Below are 21,014 nucleotides of genomic sequence, written 5' to 3' on the forward strand. Positions count from 1 at the left end.
GTGGATACGTGGAAGAAACGTAAAACGTGGCTAGTCGCCGGCGTGTTAGCGATGCAAAGCATGGGCGCATGGGCCGCTGAATTCAGTGCCAGTTTTAAAGGAACGGACATCCAAGAATTTATCGAGATTGTTGGTCGTAACCTAGAAAAAACCATCATTGTCGATCCCGCTGTACGCGGCAAAGTGAATGTACGTAGCTATGACGTCCTGAACGATGATCAGTATTACCAGTTCTTCCTCAACGTGCTTGAGGTTTACGGGTTTGCTGTGGTTGAGATGGAAAACGGTGTGTTGAAAGTCATTCGCGATAAAGACGCGAAGCAGGCAGCCGTTCCCGTTGTCGGTGATGACAACACCATCCAAGGTGATGCGGTTATTACGCGCGTTGTGTCGGTGAAAAACGTAACCGTACGTGAATTGTCTCCTTTGCTACGTCAACTTATCGACAATGCGGGTGCGGGTAACGTTGTTCACTACGACCCGGCAAACGTCATTATGATCACCGGCCGTGCTGCGGTTGTGAATCGACTGGCTGAAATCATTGATCGTGTGGACAGGGCGGGTGATACGGAAGTTGAGATCGTTAACCTTAACCACGCGTCGGCATCTGAAATGGTACGTATCGTTGAAAGCTTGCACAAACAAGCAGACGGTAAAAATACCCCAGCATTGTTGCAACCAAGTTTTGTTGCTGATGAGCGCACTAACTCAATTCTCGTCTCTGGCGAACCTCAGGTTCGTGAGCGTATCCGTAACCTAATTCGTCAACTTGACCGCGAAATGGCTACCACGGGCAACAACCGTGTTGTGTACCTGCGTTATGCAAAAGCCGAAGACGTGGTTGATGTCCTTCAAGGTGTGTCTGACAACCTGATTGCTGAAAAGCAGGGCGGTCAGAAATCTGGCGGAGCACAAGCGGGCAAGGACGTGAAAATCTCTGCACACAAAGGCACTAACGCCCTCGTGATCACTGCGCCGCCCGATATCATGCGTGCCCTTGAAAGTGTCATTTCACAGCTTGATATTCGCCGAGCACAAGTGCTTATCGAAGCCATGATTGTTGAAATTTCTGAAAGCGACGGTGCAAACCTTGGCGTTCAGTGGGGTTCGCTTGATGGTGGTGGTATCCAGTTTGGTAATACGGGTGTACCGATCACCAACTACCTTGCGGCACAAGAGCAAGCTAAAGACACCACCACAACTGAAACACAATTTGATAGAGATAATATTGCCGTGCAGGTTCCTGTTACTGAAGCTGGTGACCCAACGGCGATTGCTGAAGTGTTAGGCGGCGTGAGCGGCTTGGCGGCGGGTGTTGTGTTTGGTGATTGGACTGCGTTGGTCACAGCGGTATCGTCCAACAGCGATTCGAACATTCTGTCTTCACCGAGCTTGATGGTGCTCGACAACGAAGAAGCCTCATTCATCGTCGGTGAAGAAGTGCCGGTTGTGACAGGTTCTGCAACAGGCTCCAATAATGACAACCCATTCCAGACCGTTGAACGTAAAGACGTGGGTATCAAGCTGAAGGTAACGCCTCAAATCAATGAAGGTGATTCTGTTCAGCTCAGCATCGAACAGGAAATTTCTAACGTACTGGGCGCAAGTGGCGCAGTAGACATTCGCTTTGGTAAACGCCAACTTACAACGTCGATTTTGGCGGCTGACCAGCAAATGATCGTGTTGAGTGGTTTGATTGATGAACAAACCAATGAAAGCGAGCAGAAAGTGCCAATCTTGGGTGATATTCCATTCCTTGGTCACCTGTTCAAATCTACGTCTTCAGGTAAAACAAAACGTAACTTGATGCTGTTTATCAAGCCGACGATCATTCGCACCGGTTTGACGGCTGACGGCATTACGCAGCGCAAGTACAACTACATTCGTGCAGAGCAAATTTACCGCGCGCAAGAAGAAGTGAAACTGATGCCGGGAGTGACGACGCCAGTGCTACCTGAGTTTGGTAACGATCTGACCATGCCTGCAGAAATCCGTGCCATTTTATCGGAACTGAGGTAAACGCGATGGATGAGCTGCCAGCAGTTTCTGATGAAGTACTTGAGCAAGTCATGCCTATCTTGGCATTACGTCTGCCGTTTGGTTTTGCGAAACGTCATGGCGTGATGGTTGAGCGTACCGATACCGGTTGGTTGATGTATTACAAAGACCAGCCGCGTGCAGAAGTATTGATGGAAGTGCGTCGTGTGCTTGGGCAATCTTTTACGCCGATCCAACTGCGTGTTGAAGATTTCGATCCCAAGCTGACGCAACTCTATCAACGTGATTCGTCGGAAGCACAGCAATTGATGGAAGACATCGGTGCGGACAGTGATGATTTCTTTGCCTTGGCAGAAGAGCTGCCGCAAAGCGAGGATTTGCTGGAATCGGAAGACGATGCGCCGATCATCAAATTGATCAACGCCATGCTGGGTGAGGCGATCAAAGAAACCGCGTCTGATATTCACATTGAAACGTTTGAGAAAACCCTGTCGATCCGTTTTCGTGTCGATGGCGTGCTTCGCGAGGTGTTAAGCCCAAGTCGCAAACTGGCGCCGCTGCTCGTGTCGCGTATCAAAGTTATGGCGCGTCTCGACATTGCCGAAAAGCGTGTACCGCAAGATGGCCGAATTTCACTGCGCATTGGTGGCCGTGCCGTCGATGTGCGTGTGTCCACCATGCCATCGTCTCACGGCGAGCGTGTGGTGTTGCGTCTACTTGATAAAAATGCCACCCAGCTTGACCTCGAAAGTTTGGGCATGACGCGTTCGGTGCATGATAGCTTCCAAACGCTCATTAAACGCCCTCATGGTATTTTGCTCGTCACTGGCCCAACCGGTTCGGGTAAATCCACGACCTTGTATGCGGGTTTGACCGAACTTAACAGCGCTGAACGTAATATTTTGACGGTAGAAGATCCGATCGAATTTGATATCGACGGTATCGGTCAAACGCAGGTCAATGCCAAAGTCGACATGACCTTTGCTCGCGGTCTTCGCGCTATTTTGCGTCAAGATCCAGATGTCGTGATGGTCGGTGAGATCCGTGACCTAGAAACCGCGCAGATTGCGGTTCAAGCCTCGTTAACGGGTCACTTGGTACTGTCAACCTTGCACACTAACACCGCCGTGGGTGCGATCACGCGTTTGCGTGATATGGGCATTGAGCCTTTCCTCGTGTCTTCGTCATTGTTGGGTGTGCTTGCACAGCGTCTTGTTCGTACATTATGCCAAGACTGCAAAGAGCCGTATGAAGCGGATGCGCCAAGCAAATCTTGGTTTGGTATGTCGGAAGATGAATCGCTGACCTTGTATCGTCCAAGTGGCTGTAAGCACTGTAACAACAAAGGCTATCGTGGCCGTACCGGTATTCACGAGCTGCTGGTGGTGGATACGCACGTACAAGAGCTGATCCACAACGAAGAAGGTGAGCAAGCCATTGAGCGTTATGCTCGCCAACATTCGCCAAGCATTCGTGCCGATGGTTTGATGAAAGTCAGGCTCGGCCAGACCACGCTCGAAGAAGTCCTTCGCGTTACGCGGGAGGGGTAATGGCAGCGTTCGAATACAAAGCACTTAACCCTAAAGGTCGCACCATCAAAGGTGTGATTGAGGCCGACACCGCCCGTCTTGCAAGGCAAATGCTGCGCGAAAAAGGCTTGGTTCCCGTTGATATAGCCCAAACGCGTGAGAAAGAGCAGCAACAGCAGCGATCTCAATCCGTGGGTTTCCAACGTGGAATCAGCACCAGTGAGTTGGCGTTGATCACTCGCCAGCTGGCGACCTTGGTGCAAGCCTCCATGCCTTTGGAAGAATGCATTAAGGCGGTGGCTGAACAAACTGAAAAGCAGCGTCTAAAGAACATGCTGACAGGGGTACGTGCACGCGTTGTTGAAGGTTATACCTTGTCGGACAGTTTGGGTGATTACCCACATGTGTTTGATCAACTGTTTCGTGCCATGGTGGCTGCGGGTGAAAAATCCGGTCACTTGGGCCCTGTGCTTGAGCGTTTGGCGGACTTCGTCGAAAACCGTCAGCAAGTTAAAAACAAACTGATTCAAGCCATGGTATATCCGATTGTGCTGACTGTGGCGGCGATTGCGATCGTCGCTTTCTTGTTGGCGACCGTGGTGCCTGACATCGTTGGGCAGTTTTTGCGTACAGGCGCTGAATTGCCCGGCATTACGCAGGTGCTGCTCAGTGCCAGTGACTTTGTGACCAATTGGGGGGTGCTCGTCCTTGTGGTGTTTGTGGGGCTCTTAGTGCTCACCAAAATGCTACTGAAAAATGAAACCCGCAAACTCAATTGGGATCATCATGTGTTGGGTATGCCTGTGATTGGGCGCGTGGCGCGTGGACTCAACACATCACGCTTTGCACGTACCTTGTCAATTTGTACCTCAAGCGCCATTCCTTTGCTTGATGGCATGAAGGTCGCCGCCGATGTGATGACCAATACCTGGGTGAAAACCAAGGTGCTGGAAGCGTCCGATCGTGTGCGTGAAGGGGCAAGCCTTCGTGTGTCGCTTGAGAAATCCAAACTGTTCCCACCGATGATGCTTCATATGATCGCCAGTGGTGAGCGCAGTGGTGAGTTGGAGCAAATGCTAACTCGCGCTGCGGATAACCAAGACCGCGACTTTGAATCTCAGGTCAATATCGCACTCGGGATTTTTGGCCCGTTACTGATTGTCTGCATGGCAGGCATCGTGCTTTTCATTGTTGTGGCAACCTTGATGCCCATTATTCAGCTCAACAATATTGTTGGTGTATAAGCAAAACATAAGCTGCTAAGCAGCAATTTTTCAGGAGAGATAGAACATGCAACGTCGTCAACAGGGCTTCACCCTGCTGGAAATCATGGTTGTTATCGTTATTTTGGGTGTATTGGCAAGTTTGGTTGTCCCTAACCTTCTCGGTAACAAAGATAAAGCTGACCAGCAAAAAGCGATCACAGATATCAGTGCACTGGAAGGTGCGTTGGATATGTACCGTCTAGACAACAGCGTTTACCCAACCACAGACCAAGGTCTGGATGCGTTGGTGTCGAAACCTACCTCATCGCCAGAACCACGTAGCTATCGCCAAGATGGTTACATCAAGCGTCTTCCGCAAGACCCTTGGGGTAACGATTACCAGTACTTGAACCCAGGCGAGCACGGCACAACGGATATCTTCACCCTGGGTGCGGATAACCAAGAAGGCGGTGAGGGTGTCAATCAAGACATCGGTAACTGGAACATGCTAGAGATTAACTGATTGTGAAGAATGGGCACTCAACCGGATTTACATTGCTGGAAATTTTGCTGGTACTGCTTTTGTTAGCAGTCAGTGCAGTGGTTGTTGTGCCTAATCTTCCACAAAATCAGAGTGATGAAGCGAAAGAAGAAGCGCAGCGTTTTTACCAATTGGTGCAACTGTGGACAGAGCAAGCGCTGCTGACAGGACAAACCTTTGGGCTGCGCTTTGATAATGACAGCTACACCTTGAATCAACTGACACCAAAAGAATGGCGACCTGTCTCTGAGGGGCGGTATGCCAACGCGATTTCAATGCCAGAGGGGATTGAGATGGACTTGGAAGTCTCAGGTTTTGTGAATGAAGAAGATCGCTTGTTCGATCGCAAAGGTCTGTTTGATGAAGAGTTGTTTGCTGAGGAAGAAGACAAACCTAAGCCACCTCAAGTGGTGCTGATGGGAAATGGTGAAATCATTCCATTCACGCTGACCTTCTTGGCGGATGATAAGCGTTTGTGGCAAGTCAAAGGCAATGATGTCGCGACCTTTGAAATTATGGCGCTGAATAAGGATAAAGAGTGAGACGAGCTCGCGGCTTTACCCTGATTGAAGTGCTTGTGGCAATGGCTGTGTTTGCAGTGGCTGCCATGGCGGTGCTGAATGCAACAGGGCAACATGTTAACTCGCTCGGTGCCTTGGAAGAGAAAACCTTTGCAGCCATGGTTGCTGACAATGAATTGGCCTTGTTTACCCTTGAAGGGAAAGTGCCAACGTCGGCTAAAAATGGCAAGTCTGAGTTGGCGGGCCGCACATGGTTTTGGACAATCCAACCGGTGCCTACGGTGGACAATGCGCTCAAGGCCGTGGATGTGATCGTGTGGCAGAACGAAGAGAAGACAAACCAACTGCTCTCCGTGAGGACGTATGTCCCGAATGGCTAAGGTGAATAAGATAACGACGTTAACGTCTCGTAAAGCGCATGGTTTCACCTTGATTGAAGTGCTGTTGGCACTGATGATTTTTGCCACCTTGAGTGTGGCTGCAAATCAGATCTTTCGTAATGTGATCAACGCTAACCAACAAACGGAAGAAGTGGGTGATGCGTTGAAAACCTTGCAACGTAGCTTGGTGATCATGGACAGCGATTTTCGTCAGATGTTGGCGCGCCAATACCGAAATGGTGGCGATGAAGCTGAAGACAAACTGCTTGAGCTCGGTGATAACTTATTGGATTCAGAAGCCGCAGGTATTCGATTTGTACGCGGTGGTTGGATCAACCCACAACAGCTCTTCCCTCGGGGGGAGGTGGTAAAAGTGGGGTATCGCTTACACGATGAAACGCTAGAGCGTATTCGTTGGATGTACGCAGATGACAGCTCTGCCACGGAACCTGCTGTGATGCCGTTGATGGAAGGCCTGACAAATTTAACCTTTGAAGTGCTTGGTGAAGAAAGCTGGCAGAAAAATTGGGATAGCGCGAATGTCATGCCTAAAGCGGTTCGCGTGACGCTTGAAACGGAACGATACGGCGAGCTAACACGCGTGTATCTGTTGCCGGGTCAAAAGATCGCGGATACCCCTGCTGTTGGAGGCGTGCAATGATGAAGCACTCCCAACGTGGTGTAGCATTGCTGGTGGTGTTGCTGATCATGGCACTGATGACGACTGTCGCTGTGAGCATGTCGAGCCGTATGTTCGTGAACTTCAACCGTGCTGAAAGCCAGATCCGATACCAACAAGCGTATTGGTATGCGCAATCTGTAGAAGCACTTGCTCGCTACGGCATTGAAGAGAGCATCGACAGCGATGAAACCGTGACACTCAGCCAGCCTTGGGCGGTGCGAGACCAAATTTATCCGTTGGATGGTGGGCAAGCCACGGGCAGTGTGTTCGACCGCCAAGCCTGCTTCAACGTGAATGGCCTGCGGGACATTAAACCGCTAGAGAATGGTACAAATCCGTTGTTGGTGACGGCGCTACAGCAATTGATAGAGTCTCAAGGCATCGATAGCTTTGAAGCAGAAACTGCCGCAGCATCCACGTGGGAATACATTGATACCAACACAGATGTGCAATCGACGTTGGGTGTCGAAGACAGTGAGTATGAAGCGCGTTCATTGGCTCATGTCGCACCAAACAATTTTATTGCAGATATCTCTGAGTGGCGCGCGGTAAACGGCGTATCCCAAGAGATGTATGAGAAAGTCAGCCCGTTTCTCTGTGCCGTCCCCAATGGCAACCTTGTCGTAAACGTGAATACACTGACAGAAGAAGACGCACCAATACTGAGTGCCATTTTTCACCCGAATTTAAGTGATGACCAGGCTAAACAACTGATCAACGAACGAAACGCTGTTGATGGCTGGAAAGACGTGGCGAGCTTTATGGCAGAGCCCGTGTTAAGCAGCTTAAAACAAGAAGACAGAGAACGTCTTCAGAACTTTTTTGATGTTCGAAGTCGCTTCTTTGAACTAGATACAACCATTACCCTCGACAGCACGAGCTTACGAATGCGCGCGCTGTTGGTAAGAGATGATTCAGGCACGGTCAACGTTGTCCGTCGCCGCTTTGGAGGAATGAGTGAGCGAGATCCTGACGATAAGGCTTAACAGTGATCCGCAGGAAGCAATACCGTGGCTAGTATGGTCGCCAAGTCAGCAAGATGTGATTGCATCGGGAGAAGCTGAGAATTTGGCACAATTGGCAGAGTATGCCAAAGACCGTGATGTCATGGCGTTGGCGGATAGCGCAGCGTTGACTTTAGCCTCTGTGGCTATTCCCTCTGGTAGCGAACGCCAGTTGGAAACTGTGTTGCCTTACTTGCTAGAGGATGATTTAGCGCAAGATGTCGATCAGGTGCATGTCACCCTGCTTGGAAAGTCTAGTACGCAGGCGCATGTGGCGGTCATTGAGCATCGCATCTTGACGCGTTGGCTTTCGGAATTGTCTGATGAAGGCATGACACTTAAACGTCTTGTTCCTGATTGTTTGTGCTTGCCACTGCATGATGATGCCGTGAGCGTGGCATCGTTGAACAACCGCTGGTTGGCGCGCGTGAGTGATACGCAAGGTGGAACGGCAGAACCTGCTTGGCTGCCTATGTGGCTAAAAAGCGTCGCTGATTCACATGATGATAACGAAGCAGAAGAACGTGCTGTGATCAGCTATTCAGCATTGCCTGAAGATGCCCCTGAAAACTGGCGTTGTGAACCTTCTGAGTTAGTCATGTTGCTACTGGCGCAAGGTGCCATGTCGAGCCGAGCTTCATTGTTGACGGGTCGCTACAAGCCACAAAATCAAATTTATAAACACCTAAAGCCTTGGCGAAGTGTCGCCATCGCTGCGGGGATATTGTTGTCTGTGCTTGGCGCTGAAAAAGTGGCGGGCATTTACCAAATGGAAGCGCAGGCGAAACAATATCGTGAGCAAAGCGAAACCCGATTGCGTTCTGTGTTACCGAATAATCAGCGTATTCCAACCACCAGTTACCTGCGTCGTTTAATGGAATCAGAAGTGAACCGGCTTTCCGGTGCAGGAGAACAAACGGGGTTGATGGTGTGGTTGCACGAATTAGGTCCGATGTTGAAAGGCGTGTCAGGCATTCGTTTGGACTCTATTCGCTATGACCAAAAGCGTGGCGAACTGCGCTTTAATGCCCGTGGTAAAGACTTTGCAGATTTTGATAAGTTGCGAGAAGTACTCTCTAGTAAATATGAAACAAGCATTGGCCAAACAAGCCGTGATCGTGAAAGCGTCACAGGTGCCTTTGTGTTGAAGAGGGCGTCGTAATGAAAGCATTTATCGCGTATTGGAAAGGCTTGTCGCTTCGTGAGCAACGCTTGTTAGGGGCAGCAGCGGCAGTACTATTGTTGGGTGGTTTGTATTGGGGGTTGATAAGCCCGCTGCAAGATCGTGCCGAACAAGCAAAGCAGAAACTGGCGAGCGAAAAAGCGTTACTGGCTTGGGTTGATGGAAAAGCCGCAGAAATTGAAGCGCTTCGTACTGCAACGGGTAACCGCTCGCAAGTGAGTACGTTACCACTCAACCAAGCGGTGACAAGCAGTGTTAAACGCTACAAATTAGAAATTGTTAGGTTGCAGCCGCAGCAAGAAGATATTCAAGTGTGGCTAAAACCCATGTCTTTCAGCACGTTGTTGAACTGGTTGGAGTTTCTTTCTTCTTCTCAGGGTGTGCAGGTGAAATTTATCGATTTAGGCAAAACGGATACCGAAGGTATGGTTGAAGTGAAGCGTCTGCAGTTGGGGCGGGGTTGAGATGAAAGGTAAAATTTTCACCGGACTGGTCTTTGTCATCCTTCTCGTGACCAGCGTTATCGTGCACATTCCCGCGAGTTTTGCGCTTCGCCATTTGCCTTCGAACACTGGCGCCGACTTTACTGGTGTCTCGGGGACGTTATGGAACGGTTCGGCCAAGCAATTTACGTGGCAAGGGCAACCTCTGGGTACGTTAAATTGGACGTTGAATGTTCTGCCTTTGTTTACCGGTAAGGCTGATGTGTCGGTACGTTTAGCAGGCTCAGGATTATCAGCGCGTGGTAATGTGGGTTATGGATTCAATGGTGTGTTTGCAAAGCAGCTTTTACTGTCCGCGCCAGCCTCATTCATTCAATCTTACGTGCCTTACCCTTTGCCTGTTGGTGTCTCGGGGCAATTTGATGTCACTGTACGTGATTACCTGATGAATGAGCCATTTTGCGATACATTGGATGGCAATATTGCGTGGTCTCAAGGAAGCGTAAGTTCTCCGTTAGGTAACGTCGACCCGGGGTTAGTGGTGGCGGATGTCACGTGTGATGAAGGTAGCCTGGTGTTGAATGGTGACAGTAAATCGGATGCATTGCAGAGCGAGTTTACTCTCTCACTTGACCCGAGTCAGCGTTACAACATTAATGGTTGGTTCATTCCCGGCGATGCGTTACCAGAGAGCATGAAGAATCAGTTAAGCTGGCTTGGAAAGCCAGACAACGAAGGACGCTACCGACTCAGCTTTGGTAGCTAACAGCCTTTGTTAGGAGAGAACACATGACAAAGAAACTCACGCCCCCCGAGATCTTGGATGCAAAAGTCGTCGCTAAATCGCGTCTTTTCCAAATCGAGTCTCTGGAACTTCGTTTTAGTAACGGGGAAGAGCGCACATACGAGCGCATGAAACCGAGCGGCAGAAACGCTGTAATGATTGTGCCTGTGACTGAACATGGCGACCTGCTTCTGGTGCGTGAATATGCTGCCGGAACGGAACGTTATGAACTAGGCTTTCCAAAAGGCCTCATTGATCTTGGTGAAACCGCACTTGATGCTGCAAACCGAGAGCTAAAAGAAGAAATCGGCTTTGGCGCTAACCAGCTTTTACCACTGAAAGAGGTGGTACTTGCACCGTCGTATTTCTCAAGCAAAATGACGTTATTTCTTGCGCATGACCTGTATCCAGAGAAGCTCGAGGGCGATGAACCCGAGCCGTTGGAACTTGTTCGTTGGCCTGTTAATCAGGCTGAAGCGCTACTGTCTCACATTGATTTTGGGGAAGCCCGCAGCATTACCGCATTGCTGCTGGCACTGAAACATCTTTCCGGCCAGTAAAAACTGTCGGCGTTACTTTCAGTGACCAAAAGGCATTGAAAGCAGTCGTAGTGTGAAGGCCCAAGAGGAGTATCACATGGAGTTGTCACAGCTACTGCAACCAGTGATTGAAATCGCACGTGCATCCGGACAAGTGATTCTGGATATTTACCAACGTGGTGATTTTGAAAAAAACATAAAAAGCGACGACACGCCTGTCACCAGTGCAGACTTAGCTGCACACAAGCTGGTGACTGAGCGATTGACGGCGCTCACCCCCGACATTCCCGTGCTTTCTGAAGAAGACGCGACTGTGCCATTGTCTGAGCGCGAAAAGTGGGACAGATATTGGCTGGTGGATCCACTCGATGGAACACAAGAATTTATCGCAGGTAGCGGTGACTTTGCCACCATCATTGCGTTGGTTGAAAACAATCAACCCGTGATGGGCGTAGTGTATGGCCCCGTCTCGGGTGTGTCGTATTACGCGGCGAAAGGTCACGGCGCATGGAAAATCATGCCGGATGGCGAAAAAGTGCGTTTATCTATCCTCAAGCATGACGATGAAATGTCATCACTTTCCATTGCGATTAGCCGTCGACAAGACATCAGTAAGATCACTGAACGTTTGGATCCTAGCCGTAATTATGATTTGGTGCCTTTAGGCTCCGCCGCGCTGAAGTCATGTTTGGTGGCTGAAGGTGCGGTGGATTGCTACCTACGTTTAGGTCCGACGGGCGAGTGGGACACGGCTGCAACACAGTGCATTGTCGAAGAATCCGGTGGCCGTATTTTAGACATGACGTTGTCGCCCCTTTCTTACAATGAAAGAGATTCGTTCGAAAACCCTAACTTTATTGTGTTGGGTGACACCGGACTGCCTTGGCGAGATATCGTGCGCTTAGAAGGTTAATGCCTTCTTTAAGCCAGCAATAAAAAAAACGGAGCATTCGCTCCGTTTTTTGTTGGGCCTAGTGCTTAAAAAGGTGATGTCTTTCTGCGTGAGCAAAACTCTTTAAGACCTAAAACAAGACTCAATTATTTTTAGGACCCAGTCTTAGAACAACCTATTCAATCCATTCAATGCCGCAACACGGTAAGCCTCAGCCATGGTTGGGTAGTTGAACGTGGTATTGATGAAGTAGTCCAGCGTATTCCCTTCACCTTTTTGCTCGAAAATCGCCTGACCGATGTGAATGATTTCTGCGGCGCGTTCGCCGAAACAGTGAATCCCTAAAATTTCTTTGGTTTCACGGTGGAATAAGATCTTCAAACTGCCGACATCCATGCCCGCAATCTGCGCGCGTGCCAGGTGTTTAAACTGCGCACGACCGACTTCATAGGGCACTTTATCTGCCGTCAGTTCTTGCTCGGTTTTGCCAACAGAACTGATTTCAGGGATGGTATAAATGCCCGTTGGAATGTGGTCGATCAGTCGGCCTGTTGCTTGGCCTTCAACAATGGCTTGCGCCACAATGCGGCCTTGGTCATAAGCCGCACTTGCCAGGCTTGGGTAACCGATAACATCACCCACAGCAAAAACATGTTCGACCTCTGTGCCGTAGTTGTCGTTCACTTTTAACTGACCACGAGAGTCGGCTTTTAGGCCAACTGCTTTGAGATTGAGTGAGTGGGTATTACCGGAACGCCCATTCGCGAACAAGATGCAATCTGCACGCATTTTCTTACCAGATTGCAGGTGCAAAATGACGCCGTCTTTGGTGCCCTCGATACGCTCGTACGTTTCATCGTTACGAATCAGTACACCGCTGTTCCAGAAGTGGTAGGAAAGCGAGTCAGACATTTCGTTATCAAGGAAAGACAACAAACGATCACGGGTGTTAATCAAATCGACCTTGATACCAAGACCACGGAATATCGACGCATATTCACTGCCAATGACCCCTGCTCCATAAATAATGACGTGGCGAGGGTCGTGCTCTAAAGACAGGATTGAATCACTGTCATAAATGCGAGGGTGCTTGAAGTCGACATCGTTTGGACGATAAGGGCTAGAGCCTGTCGCAATGACAAACTTATCAGCGGTGTAGGTGTCAACACTGCCGTCTTTCGCGGTGACTTGTAATTCATTTGTGCCGCTAAAACGTGCACTGCCATGCAAAATAGAGCAGGCATTACGGTCATAGAAGCCTTGGCGCATACGGGTTTGCTTACCGATCACAGATTGCGCGTGGCCAAGAATGGCGGAGAAAGTACTGTGAACATATCGATTGTCACCTGAATAGATCGGGCTTTTGTTGAACTCGATAATACGGCTAACGGTATGGCGCAGCGCTTTGGATGGGATGGTGCCCCAGTGGGTACAACCACCACCGACGGTCTCTTCTTTTTCGACGACAGCAACGCGCAAACCAGCTTTGGTTAAACCCATGGCGGCACCTTCGCCACCAGGGCCACTGCCGATCACGATAACGTCAAAATGGCTAGGCGATGTAGGGGATGCTTTGCTCATATCCTTATGACCTTTTGTTTTCATTATGTTAAGAATCGCGAGCTGATTGTAACGCCACAGGGGCTTAACGAGAACACACTCACTACTAATCAGCGTAGGTGATCACGCAACTTTGGGCGAAAAGGTCGCTATTCAGGTCATAATTCTGTCTCGTTGTGGTGATCTAACACAGGGATTGCAAAAACGAACAGTGAGACCCACTGAACTCCTTGTAAAAAGCGGGTATAGTTTGCGGTTAGATTTCATGAGGTAAACACTGGCGATGGGAATAAGAGCTCAACAGAAAGAAAAAACACGTCGTACGTTGATCGATGCTGCATTTAGTCAGCTCAGCGCCGATCGCAGTTTTTCCAGTTTAAGCCTCCGTGAAGTGGCACGAGGAGCCGGTATTGCGCCGACTTCTTTCTATCGCCATTTTAAAGACATGGATGAATTAGGCCTGACCATGGTTGATGAAGGAGGCCTGCTGTTGCGTCAACTGATGCGACAAGCGCGTCAACGCATCGCGACCGAAGGCAGTGTGGTCAGAACGTCAGTAGAAACTTTCATGGAATTTATCGAAAGCAGCCCGAACGTGTTCAGGCTGTTATTGCGTGAACGCTCTGGTACATCGACAGCATTCCGCGCGGCTGTGGCCCGTGAGATTCAGCACTTTGTGGCTGAATTGACAGAATACTTCGAAGCGAAAACCGGACTAACCCGTGATGAAGCCTATAATCAGGCGGAAGCATGTGTGACCTTGGTATTCAGTTCTGGTGCAGAAGCACTCGATCTGGACAAGCGAGCGCGTGCTGAACTCGCTGAGCGATTGGTGACACAATTGCGCATGATTGCAAAGGGCGCTTACTGGTACCGTAAAGAGCGGGAACGCAATGCTCTCAAGGATAAGTTGTCTTCAGGCAGGTAAGAATTATGGAACAAAATCATCAATCTGAGCGTAAATTTCTCCTCCTCGCGGTAATCGCGGGTTTATGTGGCAGTGCGACATTGTCGACACTGTTCGTTGATAGCGTAGCATTCTCGATTTTTCCAATAATCGCGTTTGTTTTGTCTATCTACTGTTTCTACCAGCAACACCTTACACAACCTCTCACCGAAGGCACGCCGCTTATCGCGTTTGCGTGTTTCTTAGTCGGTGCGTTCGGATACTCGGCATTTGTACGTATGCAAATGCCCGACATCGGCGGTAATTTCTTCTCTATCATTGTCACCATGATCCTCGCGTTTTGGATTTTCCATCGCATGGGTTGGTTGAAAGGGAAAAAAGAAGCCGTTGAAGAATAAGCGATCGAGTCTGTTCGACTAAACGCAAAAAAGGAGCCTTAGGCTCCTTTTTTATTGCATCGCGTTTGCTGTTTTATTTACGTTCCAGCATGACACCCGCTTCCATATGATGGGTGTATGGGAATTGGTCAAACAGCGCAAAACGAGAAACGCGGTGTGTTTCAGAGAGAATCTCAAGGTTCTCTTTTAGCGTTTCTGGGTTGCAAGAAATGTAGAGAATACGGTCGTAGGTTTGAACCATACGGCACGTTCCTTCGTCCATGCCTGAGCGTGGTGGATCAACAAAGATGGTGTTGCAGTTATAGCTTTTTAGATCAACGTTCGCTTGCTGAAGGCGACGAAACTCGCGCTTACCTTCCATCGCTTCCGTAAACTCTTCTGCAGACATACGGATGATTTGTACGTTATCAGCGTTGTTTGCTGCAATGTTGAATTGCGCAGATTCCACTGACGGCTTCGCCAATTCAGTCGCTAACACGCGATCGAAGTTGTGGGCCAGCGCCAATGAAAAGTTGCCATTACCGCAATAAAGCTCAAGCAGATCGCCCGTGCTGTCTTGGGTGCAGTCTACTGCCCATTCCAACATTTTCTCTGCGACTTTGCCGTTTGGCTGCGTGAAGCTGTTTTCGATTTGCTGGTAAGTCAACGTACGATCGTGAACTGTCAGCTTTTCAACCACGTAATCGCGGTCGATGATGATTTTTTGCTTACGTGCGCGGCCAATCAGGTTCAGGTTAAACCCTTCATCATTTAGGCCTTGCTTCAGCTCACGCGCGTTCTTCTCCCACTCTTCATCCAATTGACGGTGATAAAGCATGGAGACCAGTACTTCGCCGCTCAATGTAGAGAGGAAGTCGACTTGGAAAAGCTTACGGCGCAGGCTTTCGATAGGCTTAATTGCGTCGACCAAGAGAGGCATCAGATCATTGATGATGCGGCTCGCTTGTGGAAATTCATCCACGCGATACTTTTCCTTCGTCTCTTGGTTAAACATGATGTAATAGAGATCATCCCCTTCATGCCAGACGCGAAACTCTGCACGCATACGATAGTGCTTGTCTGGAGACGGAAACACCTCGAGCTCAGGCGTGTTGAACGCGCTAAATGCCTCATTCATGCGGGCAATTTTCTCGTCCAGCTGTGCCTGATACTGGCGGGTGTCAATCAGGGTGTTGCTCATATTACCTAACCTGCGTAACTAAAAATGAGCGCAAATTGTAAGTAGCCCATCCATATTGTCCAGCCTTTTCGCTGACTTTTTCGCCAATCGGACAATGTGGCAGCGTAAATTCAGTGCATAGGATAATATTGGCGCAGTTTGCTATGGCAGGAATGATCATGACCTTTCGAAAACCCAAAAACCGTAAAGAAATTTGTTATCCCTTCATCTATGAATCGGCACTGACGTGTGACTATGAGGTGCATACCGATGAGTTGTGTAGCTTAGTGGGTATGGTGTTGGCGCAAATGCCCGAGGGGTTTGATGATGTGGTGGCAGATCTTGAAATCCTTCATCCGAAGATTTATCACCTTAATGGGTCGGTACGTGGGAAGACGGCAATCTTCGAAGAAGACCTTGAATGGCTTCACGCGCGCTATGACTATTACAACGAAGCGAGTAAAGGGCGAATCTCTCGTTTCGTTTTACCGCGCGGACCTGTTGCTGTGATGGCGTTGCATCAATGCCGCTCGGGGTCGAAAAAAACCGTTCGCTTGCTACACCGTTTGGATGAGTCGGGGGTGACGTTTGAACCTGAGCTGCCACGCTTTGCAAATCTTCTCGCCAATTTCTTCTTTGTGTTAACCGTCTATATAAAGATGAAATTGGATGTAGAGGAAGTCGATTTCGTCAGCCTCAGCTACTAGTTTTTTGGTAACACACCGTCTTCTTTGCGGTTCAAATAGGACTCAGATCTCACAATCAAAGTATCAATAACGCGCTGACTTCACTATAATCGGCGCGCTTTTTACTTCCAGCTGGGAATCTGGTGAAAATCCAGAACTGGCGCGCAGCGGTAATGAGAAACGAAGGTGACACGGCGAAAGCCAGACACTGTGCTTCTATCTAAGATAGGGGGTGGGAAGTCGTCATTGTAGGCCGTCTCTAAGTCCGAATATCAGCTGGATCACAATATGGTATCAGGAATTCCTGACATCATTAGATACACGCGATTATGGATCTGATATGTCTCATAAGTATTGGGTAGCAGGAATGCTGCCAATGGCTGTGTTTGCGCACGCCGAAACAAACACCCCTTCTATCGACGACACTATGGTCGTCACCGCCTCTCGATTTGAGCAGCCAGTATCAACAGTCCTTGCTCCTGTATCTGTACTCACTCGTTCAGATATTGAGGAACTTCAAGCAAATAGCTTGGTTGATGCACTTAAAACACTCCCGGGTATTGAAATTGGACAAAGTGGTGGTCGAGGACAACTGGCATCTATCTTTTTAAGAGGCACCAATTCTAATCATGTTCTAGTTATGGTTGATGGTGTTCGATTGCCTCGCACAATGCTGGGAACAATTGACTTTAATATGCTGCCACTTAATACCGTCGAGCGCATTGAAGTCATCAGAGGTTCCGGAGCGACAGTCTATGGCTCTGATGCAATCGGTGGTGTAATTAACATCATTACTCGCAACGACGCAGAGGGCACCCGTTTTGGTATTGGAGGTGGGAGCTTTGGTTCTGCATCCGCAAATGCGGGTGTTACTCAGAAACTCTCAGATGATGTATCTATGCAGTTTATGGGGGGGCTAGAATCCACTGATGGTTACAATGTGCGCCCTGACATTGCACCTGTTGACGACGAACACGGATTTGAGAGTAAAAATGTTTCTTTGCGTCTTAGCTACGCTCCAAGTGAAAACTGGAGCTCCAATGTAGTTGGCCGTTGGTATGAAAATGAAGTGGGGTTTGCGGGCGGCCTTGGAGAGAAAAGATATCTCTGGGTTGAGAGTAAGTCTATAGGTGCAGATTCAGGCTATACGGCTGGTAAATGGAATACCTTAGCGCGCATAGAGGTTGGTGAGCAGAAAAACTACGACTACGAGGAAGGTTCAAGTCCGTCAGCGGATAGCCTGACCAGTGAAATTCGCCAAATCTATTCGAGTTTAACATCTCGCTACCAAGCGAGAGATAACTTTGCTCTGACTGCGGGTGTTGATTTGACGCTGGAGAAGTATCTCGATGGTAGCTTCATCTCAGCTGATTCGATTCAGGACAACCCTCGTCAAAACATCGGAGTGTTTGGTTTAGCCAATTGGAACATCACTGATAGTATTTTGCTTGAAGGTAGTGTTCGTCATGATGACAACGATCAGTTTGGTGGAAATACTACTGGCTTAGTCGCAGCGGGTTGGGATGTTAATGATGACTACCGTATTTTCGGTAGTTACGGTACAGCATTCAAGGCTCCGGGCTTTGATAAACTCTATGGGTCGTCAGGCAATGCTAATCTTAAGCCTGAAAAATCCGAAAATATTGAAGTAGGCATTGAAGGGGTCACTTACGATGTCAATTGGAGTCTGAATGGCTATATCAATACAATTGATAATCTAATCGTGTACTCGGGAAATTGGCCTGATGGAATGCAAGAGAACGTGGAAGAAGCACGTATCAAAGGTGTTGAGTTAATTGCGGGGTTTGACCTAGGCCCGATATATAACGAAATCTCTGCAGAGTTACGGGATCCTAAAGATGTGACCAAAAATGAGCAGCTTGCTCGACGCGCAGAGAAGTTGGCAAAATGGCGTACATCTACTCGGGTAAGTGATGTTTTATTGGGTACCCAATTTATGTATCAAGGTGAACGACCTAATTTCTCTGGTGGAGATGTTCTGGGCAGTTTCTCTGTTTGGGATGTTACTGCTCAATATGACATCAACGACAATATAACGTTGGGCGGAAAGGTCTCTAATTTGTTTGATAAAGAATATGAGACAGCGGGTGACTATCCTGCAGCTGAACGAGCATTCTACGTTAATCTGAATTTTGCTTACTAACTACTTTAGTAATCTAAGCCGCCTACGGGCGGCTTTTTTCATCCGAGAACAGCAATGAAAAAACGTGTCATCGTGAGTTGGTCATCAGGCAAAGATTCAACACTCACACTTTGCAGGCTTCAGCAAACCCCGGACTATGACGTCGTCGGCTTATATACGTCGTATGTCGATGGGGAAGTGCCTTTTCAAGCCACACCCATTGATATCGTTAAGGCGCAAGCGAAAAGCATTGGCCTGCCTTTGGTTCTGATCGAACTGGATCAGGTGTTCCCTCCTAACGATGTATACCAGCAAGCGATCATTAGTGGTATCAAGTATTGCGGCCTTGAGGTTGATGCTGTCGCGTTCGGGGATATGTTTTGCAATGGTATAGAAGCATACCGTCGAGGTTACATAGAGCCGGAAGGGTGGGAATGTGTGTTTCCGCTTATTGGCCAAGACAGCGCACTGCTCGCCAGAGAGATCATAGAGGTGGGTATTGTTACGAGACTGACCACGGTTGATACCTCGCAACTAGACGGAAGCTTCCTAGGAAGAGCTTACGATCAGCGACTTCTTAATGATTTGCCTGCCCATTGTGATCCGTGTGGTGAGGATGGTGAATTCCATACATTGGTCACAGATGCGCCATGCTTCTCTTACCCACTCATCACAGAGGTCGATACTGTTAAACGCGAAGGGCGTTTTCATCATCAGATACACCGCCTTCTTGAGTGAGAGATTTTAAAATCTGATCATGCGCAGTATCATGACGGCGAAAATAATGATGAAGGTAATAGATGTGAAAAGTGTGCTGATTTTTGATTCTGGTGTCGGTGGGCTGTCAGTCTATCGAGAAATCACAAAGGTGATGCCTGAACAGCATGTGATTTATGCCTTCGACAATGAAGCATTTCCTTACGGTGAATTGAAAGACGACGTATTGGTGTCTAGGGTCACTGGTATGGTGTCGTCGATCTGCGCTGAACACGACATTTCGTTGGTGGTCATTGCGTGCAATACCGCAAGCACACTTGTACTTCCATACCTTCGAGACATGCTGTCTATTCCTGTCGTTGGCGTCGTTCCCGCGATAAAGCCTGCCGCAGTATTAAGCAAGACGAAAAACATTGGTCTTTTAGCCACGCCAGCCACAATAAAGCGTCCTTATACTTTCCAGCTCGTAAATGATTTCGCGCCTGATTGCCACGTTAATATGGTTGGTTCGACCGAGTTGGTTCAAATGGGGGAGTCCAAATTACGTGGCAAGCTTGTAAATAAAAGTATATTAAAAGACATTCTCGCCCCGTTTATTGGGCAGGTAGACTGTATCGTTTTAGGCTGCACTCACTTTCCATTGCTTAAAGAAGAAATTGAAGAGGTGGTAGGTAAAGACTGTAGGGTGATCGATTCGGGAGAAGCGATTGCGAGTAGAGTTGCAGAGCTAATAAAAGAAGAAGGCCAAAAGGCCTTCTTCAATAAACATAAACACAGAGTATTTAGTAGTGCACCAGTAAAAGAAGAGAGTGCGTTAAATCAGGAGTTGTCACTACTAGGCTTTTCGCCTATTGAACGCGCTCCGACTTTCTAGGGTCATTCGCTTCCCTGACTTTTAACGTCCTTTCACCGTATTCACTATTGTTTAGTTGGTCAATGGCTGCTGGTGCATCTGCGGCGGCCATGACAACAAAACCAAACCCTCTACGTTTCCCTGTCCTTTTGTCTTTCATCAAACGTACCGCAAACACTTCACCGTATTCAGCGAAGAGCTCCTTCACGTCATTTTCATTTGCACGATAAGGCAGGTTACCTACATAGATTGTTTTTGAATTAAGCGAAGACGCCTCAGAAGTAGTGTCTGTAGATTTAGTAGATAAAAGAGAAAGGGCAATACCTACGGTTATGGCACCCATTGCAAATGCGAACCCGGTACTCGATATTAGTTGTGAAGTATTGAGCAGTAATGCGCCCAGTCCAGCAATGGCTGCTGCAATAAGCAAACTTATAGATGTTCTCATAATCGTCTAATTTAAAGTTCTGTTAGAAGAAGTAGCATGAAGAATAGAAATCAATGCTGATTGAAATAAATACAATTGTCGGTTCGATATTACGGTTATTGAATTGTTATTACCAGTGAGTGAATGTGACCGTTATCTAATGTTGCAATATGTTGTGTTTTTTAAAGTTTAGGTTGAATTGTGTTCAGTCGAAATAAAAACGAATAAAAACGCTTGCCAATGTGATCTCAGTCTCTATAATGCCGCCTCACTGACACGGAGAACGACTTCTTAAAGAGAAATCGCTCTACGAAATCAGATGGGAAATGGCTTCAAAAATCGATGATAAATAAACGCTTGACGCGTTGGTTTGAATCAGTAGAATGCCCGCCTGCTTCAACGGAAAAGCCCAGTGCTTATCGCGGTTGAAGGAAGTCAACAAGACGTTTTGGATGCGGTGAAC

At 48.3% G+C, this 21,014-nt stretch carries 22 protein-coding genes and 1 riboswitch; of the genes, 19 read left to right on the forward strand and 3 right to left on the reverse strand.

Translation table 11 applies throughout. From position 1 onward, the window contains the following. From gspD to cysQ, 13 genes are all read left to right on the forward strand, one after another. Positions 1 to 2,019, forward strand: coding sequence for a type II secretion system secretin GspD (gspD, locus tag BCT27_RS14610; RefSeq protein WP_102396102.1), 2,019 nt, complete (start codon positions 1 to 3; stop codon positions 2,017 to 2,019). A gap of 5 nt (positions 2,020 to 2,024) precedes the next feature. After that, entirely contained in the window at positions 2,025 to 3,548 is a 1,524-nt protein-coding gene (gspE, locus tag BCT27_RS14615; RefSeq protein ID WP_102396103.1) for a type II secretion system ATPase GspE, read from the forward strand. Further along, positions 3,548 to 4,771 carry a type II secretion system inner membrane protein GspF gene (gene gspF / locus BCT27_RS14620; protein ID WP_102319058.1) on the forward strand — a complete coding sequence of 408 codons (1,224 nt, stop codon included), beginning with the start codon at positions 3,548 to 3,550 and terminating at the stop codon, positions 4,769 to 4,771. Before gspE ends, gspF begins: the two co-directional genes overlap by 1 nt. A 46-nt stretch (positions 4,772 to 4,817) precedes the next feature. Continuing rightward, positions 4,818 to 5,255: a type II secretion system major pseudopilin GspG gene (gspG, locus tag BCT27_RS14625; protein ID WP_017012507.1), complete on the forward strand. Its 438-nt coding sequence runs from the start codon at positions 4,818 to 4,820 to the stop codon at positions 5,253 to 5,255. A 2-nt stretch (positions 5,256 to 5,257) separates the two neighbouring features. Further along, positions 5,258 to 5,815 carry a type II secretion system minor pseudopilin GspH gene (gspH, locus tag BCT27_RS14630; protein ID WP_102319059.1) on the forward strand — a complete coding sequence of 186 codons (558 nt, stop codon included), beginning with the start codon at positions 5,258 to 5,260 and terminating at the stop codon, positions 5,813 to 5,815. Then, the gene (gspI, locus tag BCT27_RS14635) at positions 5,812 to 6,174 is read left to right on the forward strand and encodes a type II secretion system minor pseudopilin GspI (RefSeq protein ID WP_017012509.1); all 363 of its coding nucleotides are present in this window, start codon (positions 5,812 to 5,814) and stop codon (positions 6,172 to 6,174) included. Before gspH ends, gspI begins: the two co-directional genes overlap by 4 nt. Further along, positions 6,167 to 6,835, forward strand: a complete 669-nt coding sequence (gspJ, locus tag BCT27_RS14640; RefSeq protein ID WP_102319060.1) for a type II secretion system minor pseudopilin GspJ — start codon at positions 6,167 to 6,169, stop codon at positions 6,833 to 6,835. Before gspI ends, gspJ begins: the two co-directional genes overlap by 8 nt. Further along, positions 6,832 to 7,842 (forward strand): type II secretion system minor pseudopilin GspK, encoded by a 1,011-nt coding sequence (gspK, locus tag BCT27_RS14645; protein WP_017016281.1) that lies wholly within the window; start codon positions 6,832 to 6,834, stop codon positions 7,840 to 7,842. The genes gspJ and gspK overlap by 4 nt, the downstream gene beginning before the upstream one ends. Continuing rightward, complete coding sequence (gene gspL / locus BCT27_RS14650; protein WP_102396104.1) at positions 7,814 to 9,022, forward strand: type II secretion system protein GspL; 1,209 nt, start codon at positions 7,814 to 7,816, stop codon at positions 9,020 to 9,022. The genes gspK and gspL overlap by 29 nt, the downstream gene beginning before the upstream one ends. Continuing rightward, positions 9,022 to 9,507, forward strand: a complete 486-nt coding sequence (locus BCT27_RS14655) for a type II secretion system protein M (RefSeq protein WP_102396105.1) — start codon at positions 9,022 to 9,024, stop codon at positions 9,505 to 9,507. The genes gspL and BCT27_RS14655 overlap by 1 nt, the downstream gene beginning before the upstream one ends. Position 9,508: 1 nt before the next feature. After that, positions 9,509 to 10,252 (forward strand): type II secretion system protein N, encoded by a 744-nt coding sequence (locus tag BCT27_RS14660; protein WP_102319062.1) that lies wholly within the window; start codon positions 9,509 to 9,511, stop codon positions 10,250 to 10,252. A 23-nt stretch (positions 10,253 to 10,275) separates the two neighbouring features. Further along, a complete protein-coding gene (gene nudE, locus BCT27_RS14665; RefSeq protein ID WP_102319063.1) occupies positions 10,276 to 10,830 on the forward strand; it encodes an ADP compounds hydrolase NudE in 555 nt (184 codons plus the stop codon). A 76-nt stretch (positions 10,831 to 10,906) separates the two neighbouring features. Next, entirely contained in the window at positions 10,907 to 11,722 is an 816-nt protein-coding gene (gene cysQ, locus BCT27_RS14670) for a 3'(2'),5'-bisphosphate nucleotidase CysQ (protein ID WP_102319064.1), read from the forward strand. 144 nt (positions 11,723 to 11,866) lie between these two features. On the opposite strand, the gene sthA is transcribed toward cysQ, so the two are convergent. Beyond that, entirely contained in the window at positions 11,867 to 13,282 is a 1,416-nt protein-coding gene (gene sthA, locus BCT27_RS14675; RefSeq protein ID WP_017012517.1) for a Si-specific NAD(P)(+) transhydrogenase, read from the reverse strand. Between the two features lie 262 nt (positions 13,283 to 13,544). Between sthA and fabR the strand changes: the two genes are divergently transcribed. Both fabR and BCT27_RS14685 read left to right on the forward strand, forming a co-directional pair. Continuing rightward, on the forward strand, positions 13,545 to 14,189 hold the full coding sequence (gene fabR, locus BCT27_RS14680) for an HTH-type transcriptional repressor FabR (protein WP_017012518.1): 645 nt from the start codon (positions 13,545 to 13,547) through the stop codon (positions 14,187 to 14,189). Positions 14,190 to 14,194: 5 nt separating this feature from the next. Beyond that, positions 14,195 to 14,566, forward strand: coding sequence for a YijD family membrane protein (locus BCT27_RS14685; protein ID WP_017012519.1), 372 nt, complete (start codon positions 14,195 to 14,197; stop codon positions 14,564 to 14,566). A gap of 73 nt (positions 14,567 to 14,639) precedes the next feature. Here the strand turns inward: BCT27_RS14685 and trmA are convergent, their stop codons facing one another. Then, the gene (trmA, locus tag BCT27_RS14690) at positions 14,640 to 15,746 is read right to left on the reverse strand and encodes a tRNA (uridine(54)-C5)-methyltransferase TrmA (RefSeq protein ID WP_102396106.1); all 1,107 of its coding nucleotides are present in this window, start codon (positions 15,744 to 15,746) and stop codon (positions 14,640 to 14,642) included. A gap of 158 nt (positions 15,747 to 15,904) precedes the next feature. Between trmA and BCT27_RS14695 the strand changes: the two genes are divergently transcribed. From BCT27_RS14695 to murI, 4 genes are all read left to right on the forward strand, one after another. Further along, positions 15,905 to 16,432 (forward strand): ATP:cob(I)alamin adenosyltransferase, encoded by a 528-nt coding sequence (locus BCT27_RS14695; protein WP_102396107.1) that lies wholly within the window; start codon positions 15,905 to 15,907, stop codon positions 16,430 to 16,432. Between the two features lie 73 nt (positions 16,433 to 16,505). Then, positions 16,506 to 16,707: riboswitch (cobalamin riboswitch) on the forward strand. 44 nt (positions 16,708 to 16,751) lie between these two features. Continuing rightward, positions 16,752 to 18,575 carry a TonB-dependent receptor domain-containing protein gene (locus tag BCT27_RS14700; RefSeq protein ID WP_157939239.1) on the forward strand — a complete coding sequence of 608 codons (1,824 nt, stop codon included), beginning with the start codon at positions 16,752 to 16,754 and terminating at the stop codon, positions 18,573 to 18,575. A gap of 54 nt (positions 18,576 to 18,629) precedes the next feature. Next, positions 18,630 to 19,292 (forward strand): Dph6-related ATP pyrophosphatase, encoded by a 663-nt coding sequence (locus tag BCT27_RS14705; RefSeq protein ID WP_102396109.1) that lies wholly within the window; start codon positions 18,630 to 18,632, stop codon positions 19,290 to 19,292. 19 nt (positions 19,293 to 19,311) lie between these two features. Continuing rightward, positions 19,312 to 20,145 carry a glutamate racemase gene (murI, locus tag BCT27_RS14710; protein ID WP_102396110.1) on the forward strand — a complete coding sequence of 278 codons (834 nt, stop codon included), beginning with the start codon at positions 19,312 to 19,314 and terminating at the stop codon, positions 20,143 to 20,145. Here the strand turns inward: murI and BCT27_RS14715 are convergent. Further along, entirely contained in the window at positions 20,120 to 20,572 is a 453-nt protein-coding gene (locus tag BCT27_RS14715) for an RNA recognition motif domain-containing protein (RefSeq protein WP_017012525.1), read from the reverse strand. The genes murI and BCT27_RS14715 overlap by 26 nt on opposite strands. Positions 20,573 to 21,014 lie beyond the last annotated feature (442 nt).

Source organism: Enterovibrio norvegicus (genome assembly GCF_002876705.1).
Lineage (GTDB): Bacteria > Pseudomonadota > Gammaproteobacteria > Enterobacterales > Vibrionaceae > Enterovibrio > Enterovibrio norvegicus_B.

Bases quoted from the DNA above. Each gene is read 5' to 3' on its own strand.
- fabR (WP_017012518.1), top strand. From the start codon at position 13,545: ATGGGAATAAGAGCTCAACAGAAAGAAAAAACACGTCGTACGTTGATC.
- BCT27_RS14655 (WP_102396105.1), top strand. From the start codon at position 9,022: ATGAAAGCATTTATCGCGTATTGGAAAGGCTTGTCGCTTCGTGAGCAA.
- gspE (WP_102396103.1), top strand. From the start codon at position 2,025: ATGGATGAGCTGCCAGCAGTTTCTGATGAAGTACTTGAGCAAGTCATG.
- BCT27_RS14695 (WP_102396107.1), top strand. From the start codon at position 15,905: ATGACCTTTCGAAAACCCAAAAACCGTAAAGAAATTTGTTATCCCTTC.
- BCT27_RS14700 (WP_157939239.1), top strand. From the start codon at position 16,752: ATGTCTCATAAGTATTGGGTAGCAGGAATGCTGCCAATGGCTGTGTTT.
- BCT27_RS14685 (WP_017012519.1), top strand. From the start codon at position 14,195: ATGGAACAAAATCATCAATCTGAGCGTAAATTTCTCCTCCTCGCGGTA.
- sthA (WP_017012517.1), bottom strand. From the start codon at position 13,282: ATGAGCAAAGCATCCCCTACATCGCCTAGCCATTTTGACGTTATCGTG.
- gspF (WP_102319058.1), top strand. From the start codon at position 3,548: ATGGCAGCGTTCGAATACAAAGCACTTAACCCTAAAGGTCGCACCATC.
- BCT27_RS14705 (WP_102396109.1), top strand. From the start codon at position 18,630: ATGAAAAAACGTGTCATCGTGAGTTGGTCATCAGGCAAAGATTCAACA.
- gspK (WP_017016281.1), top strand. From the start codon at position 6,832: ATGATGAAGCACTCCCAACGTGGTGTAGCATTGCTGGTGGTGTTGCTG.
- BCT27_RS14660 (WP_102319062.1), top strand. From the start codon at position 9,509: ATGAAAGGTAAAATTTTCACCGGACTGGTCTTTGTCATCCTTCTCGTG.
- nudE (WP_102319063.1), top strand. From the start codon at position 10,276: ATGACAAAGAAACTCACGCCCCCCGAGATCTTGGATGCAAAAGTCGTC.
- gspJ (WP_102319060.1), top strand. From the start codon at position 6,167: ATGGCTAAGGTGAATAAGATAACGACGTTAACGTCTCGTAAAGCGCAT.
- gspG (WP_017012507.1), top strand. From the start codon at position 4,818: ATGCAACGTCGTCAACAGGGCTTCACCCTGCTGGAAATCATGGTTGTT.
- trmA (WP_102396106.1), bottom strand. From the start codon at position 15,746: ATGAGCAACACCCTGATTGACACCCGCCAGTATCAGGCACAGCTGGAC.
- BCT27_RS14715 (WP_017012525.1), bottom strand. From the start codon at position 20,572: ATGAGAACATCTATAAGTTTGCTTATTGCAGCAGCCATTGCTGGACTG.
- murI (WP_102396110.1), top strand. From the start codon at position 19,312: ATGCGCAGTATCATGACGGCGAAAATAATGATGAAGGTAATAGATGTG.
- cysQ (WP_102319064.1), top strand. From the start codon at position 10,907: ATGGAGTTGTCACAGCTACTGCAACCAGTGATTGAAATCGCACGTGCA.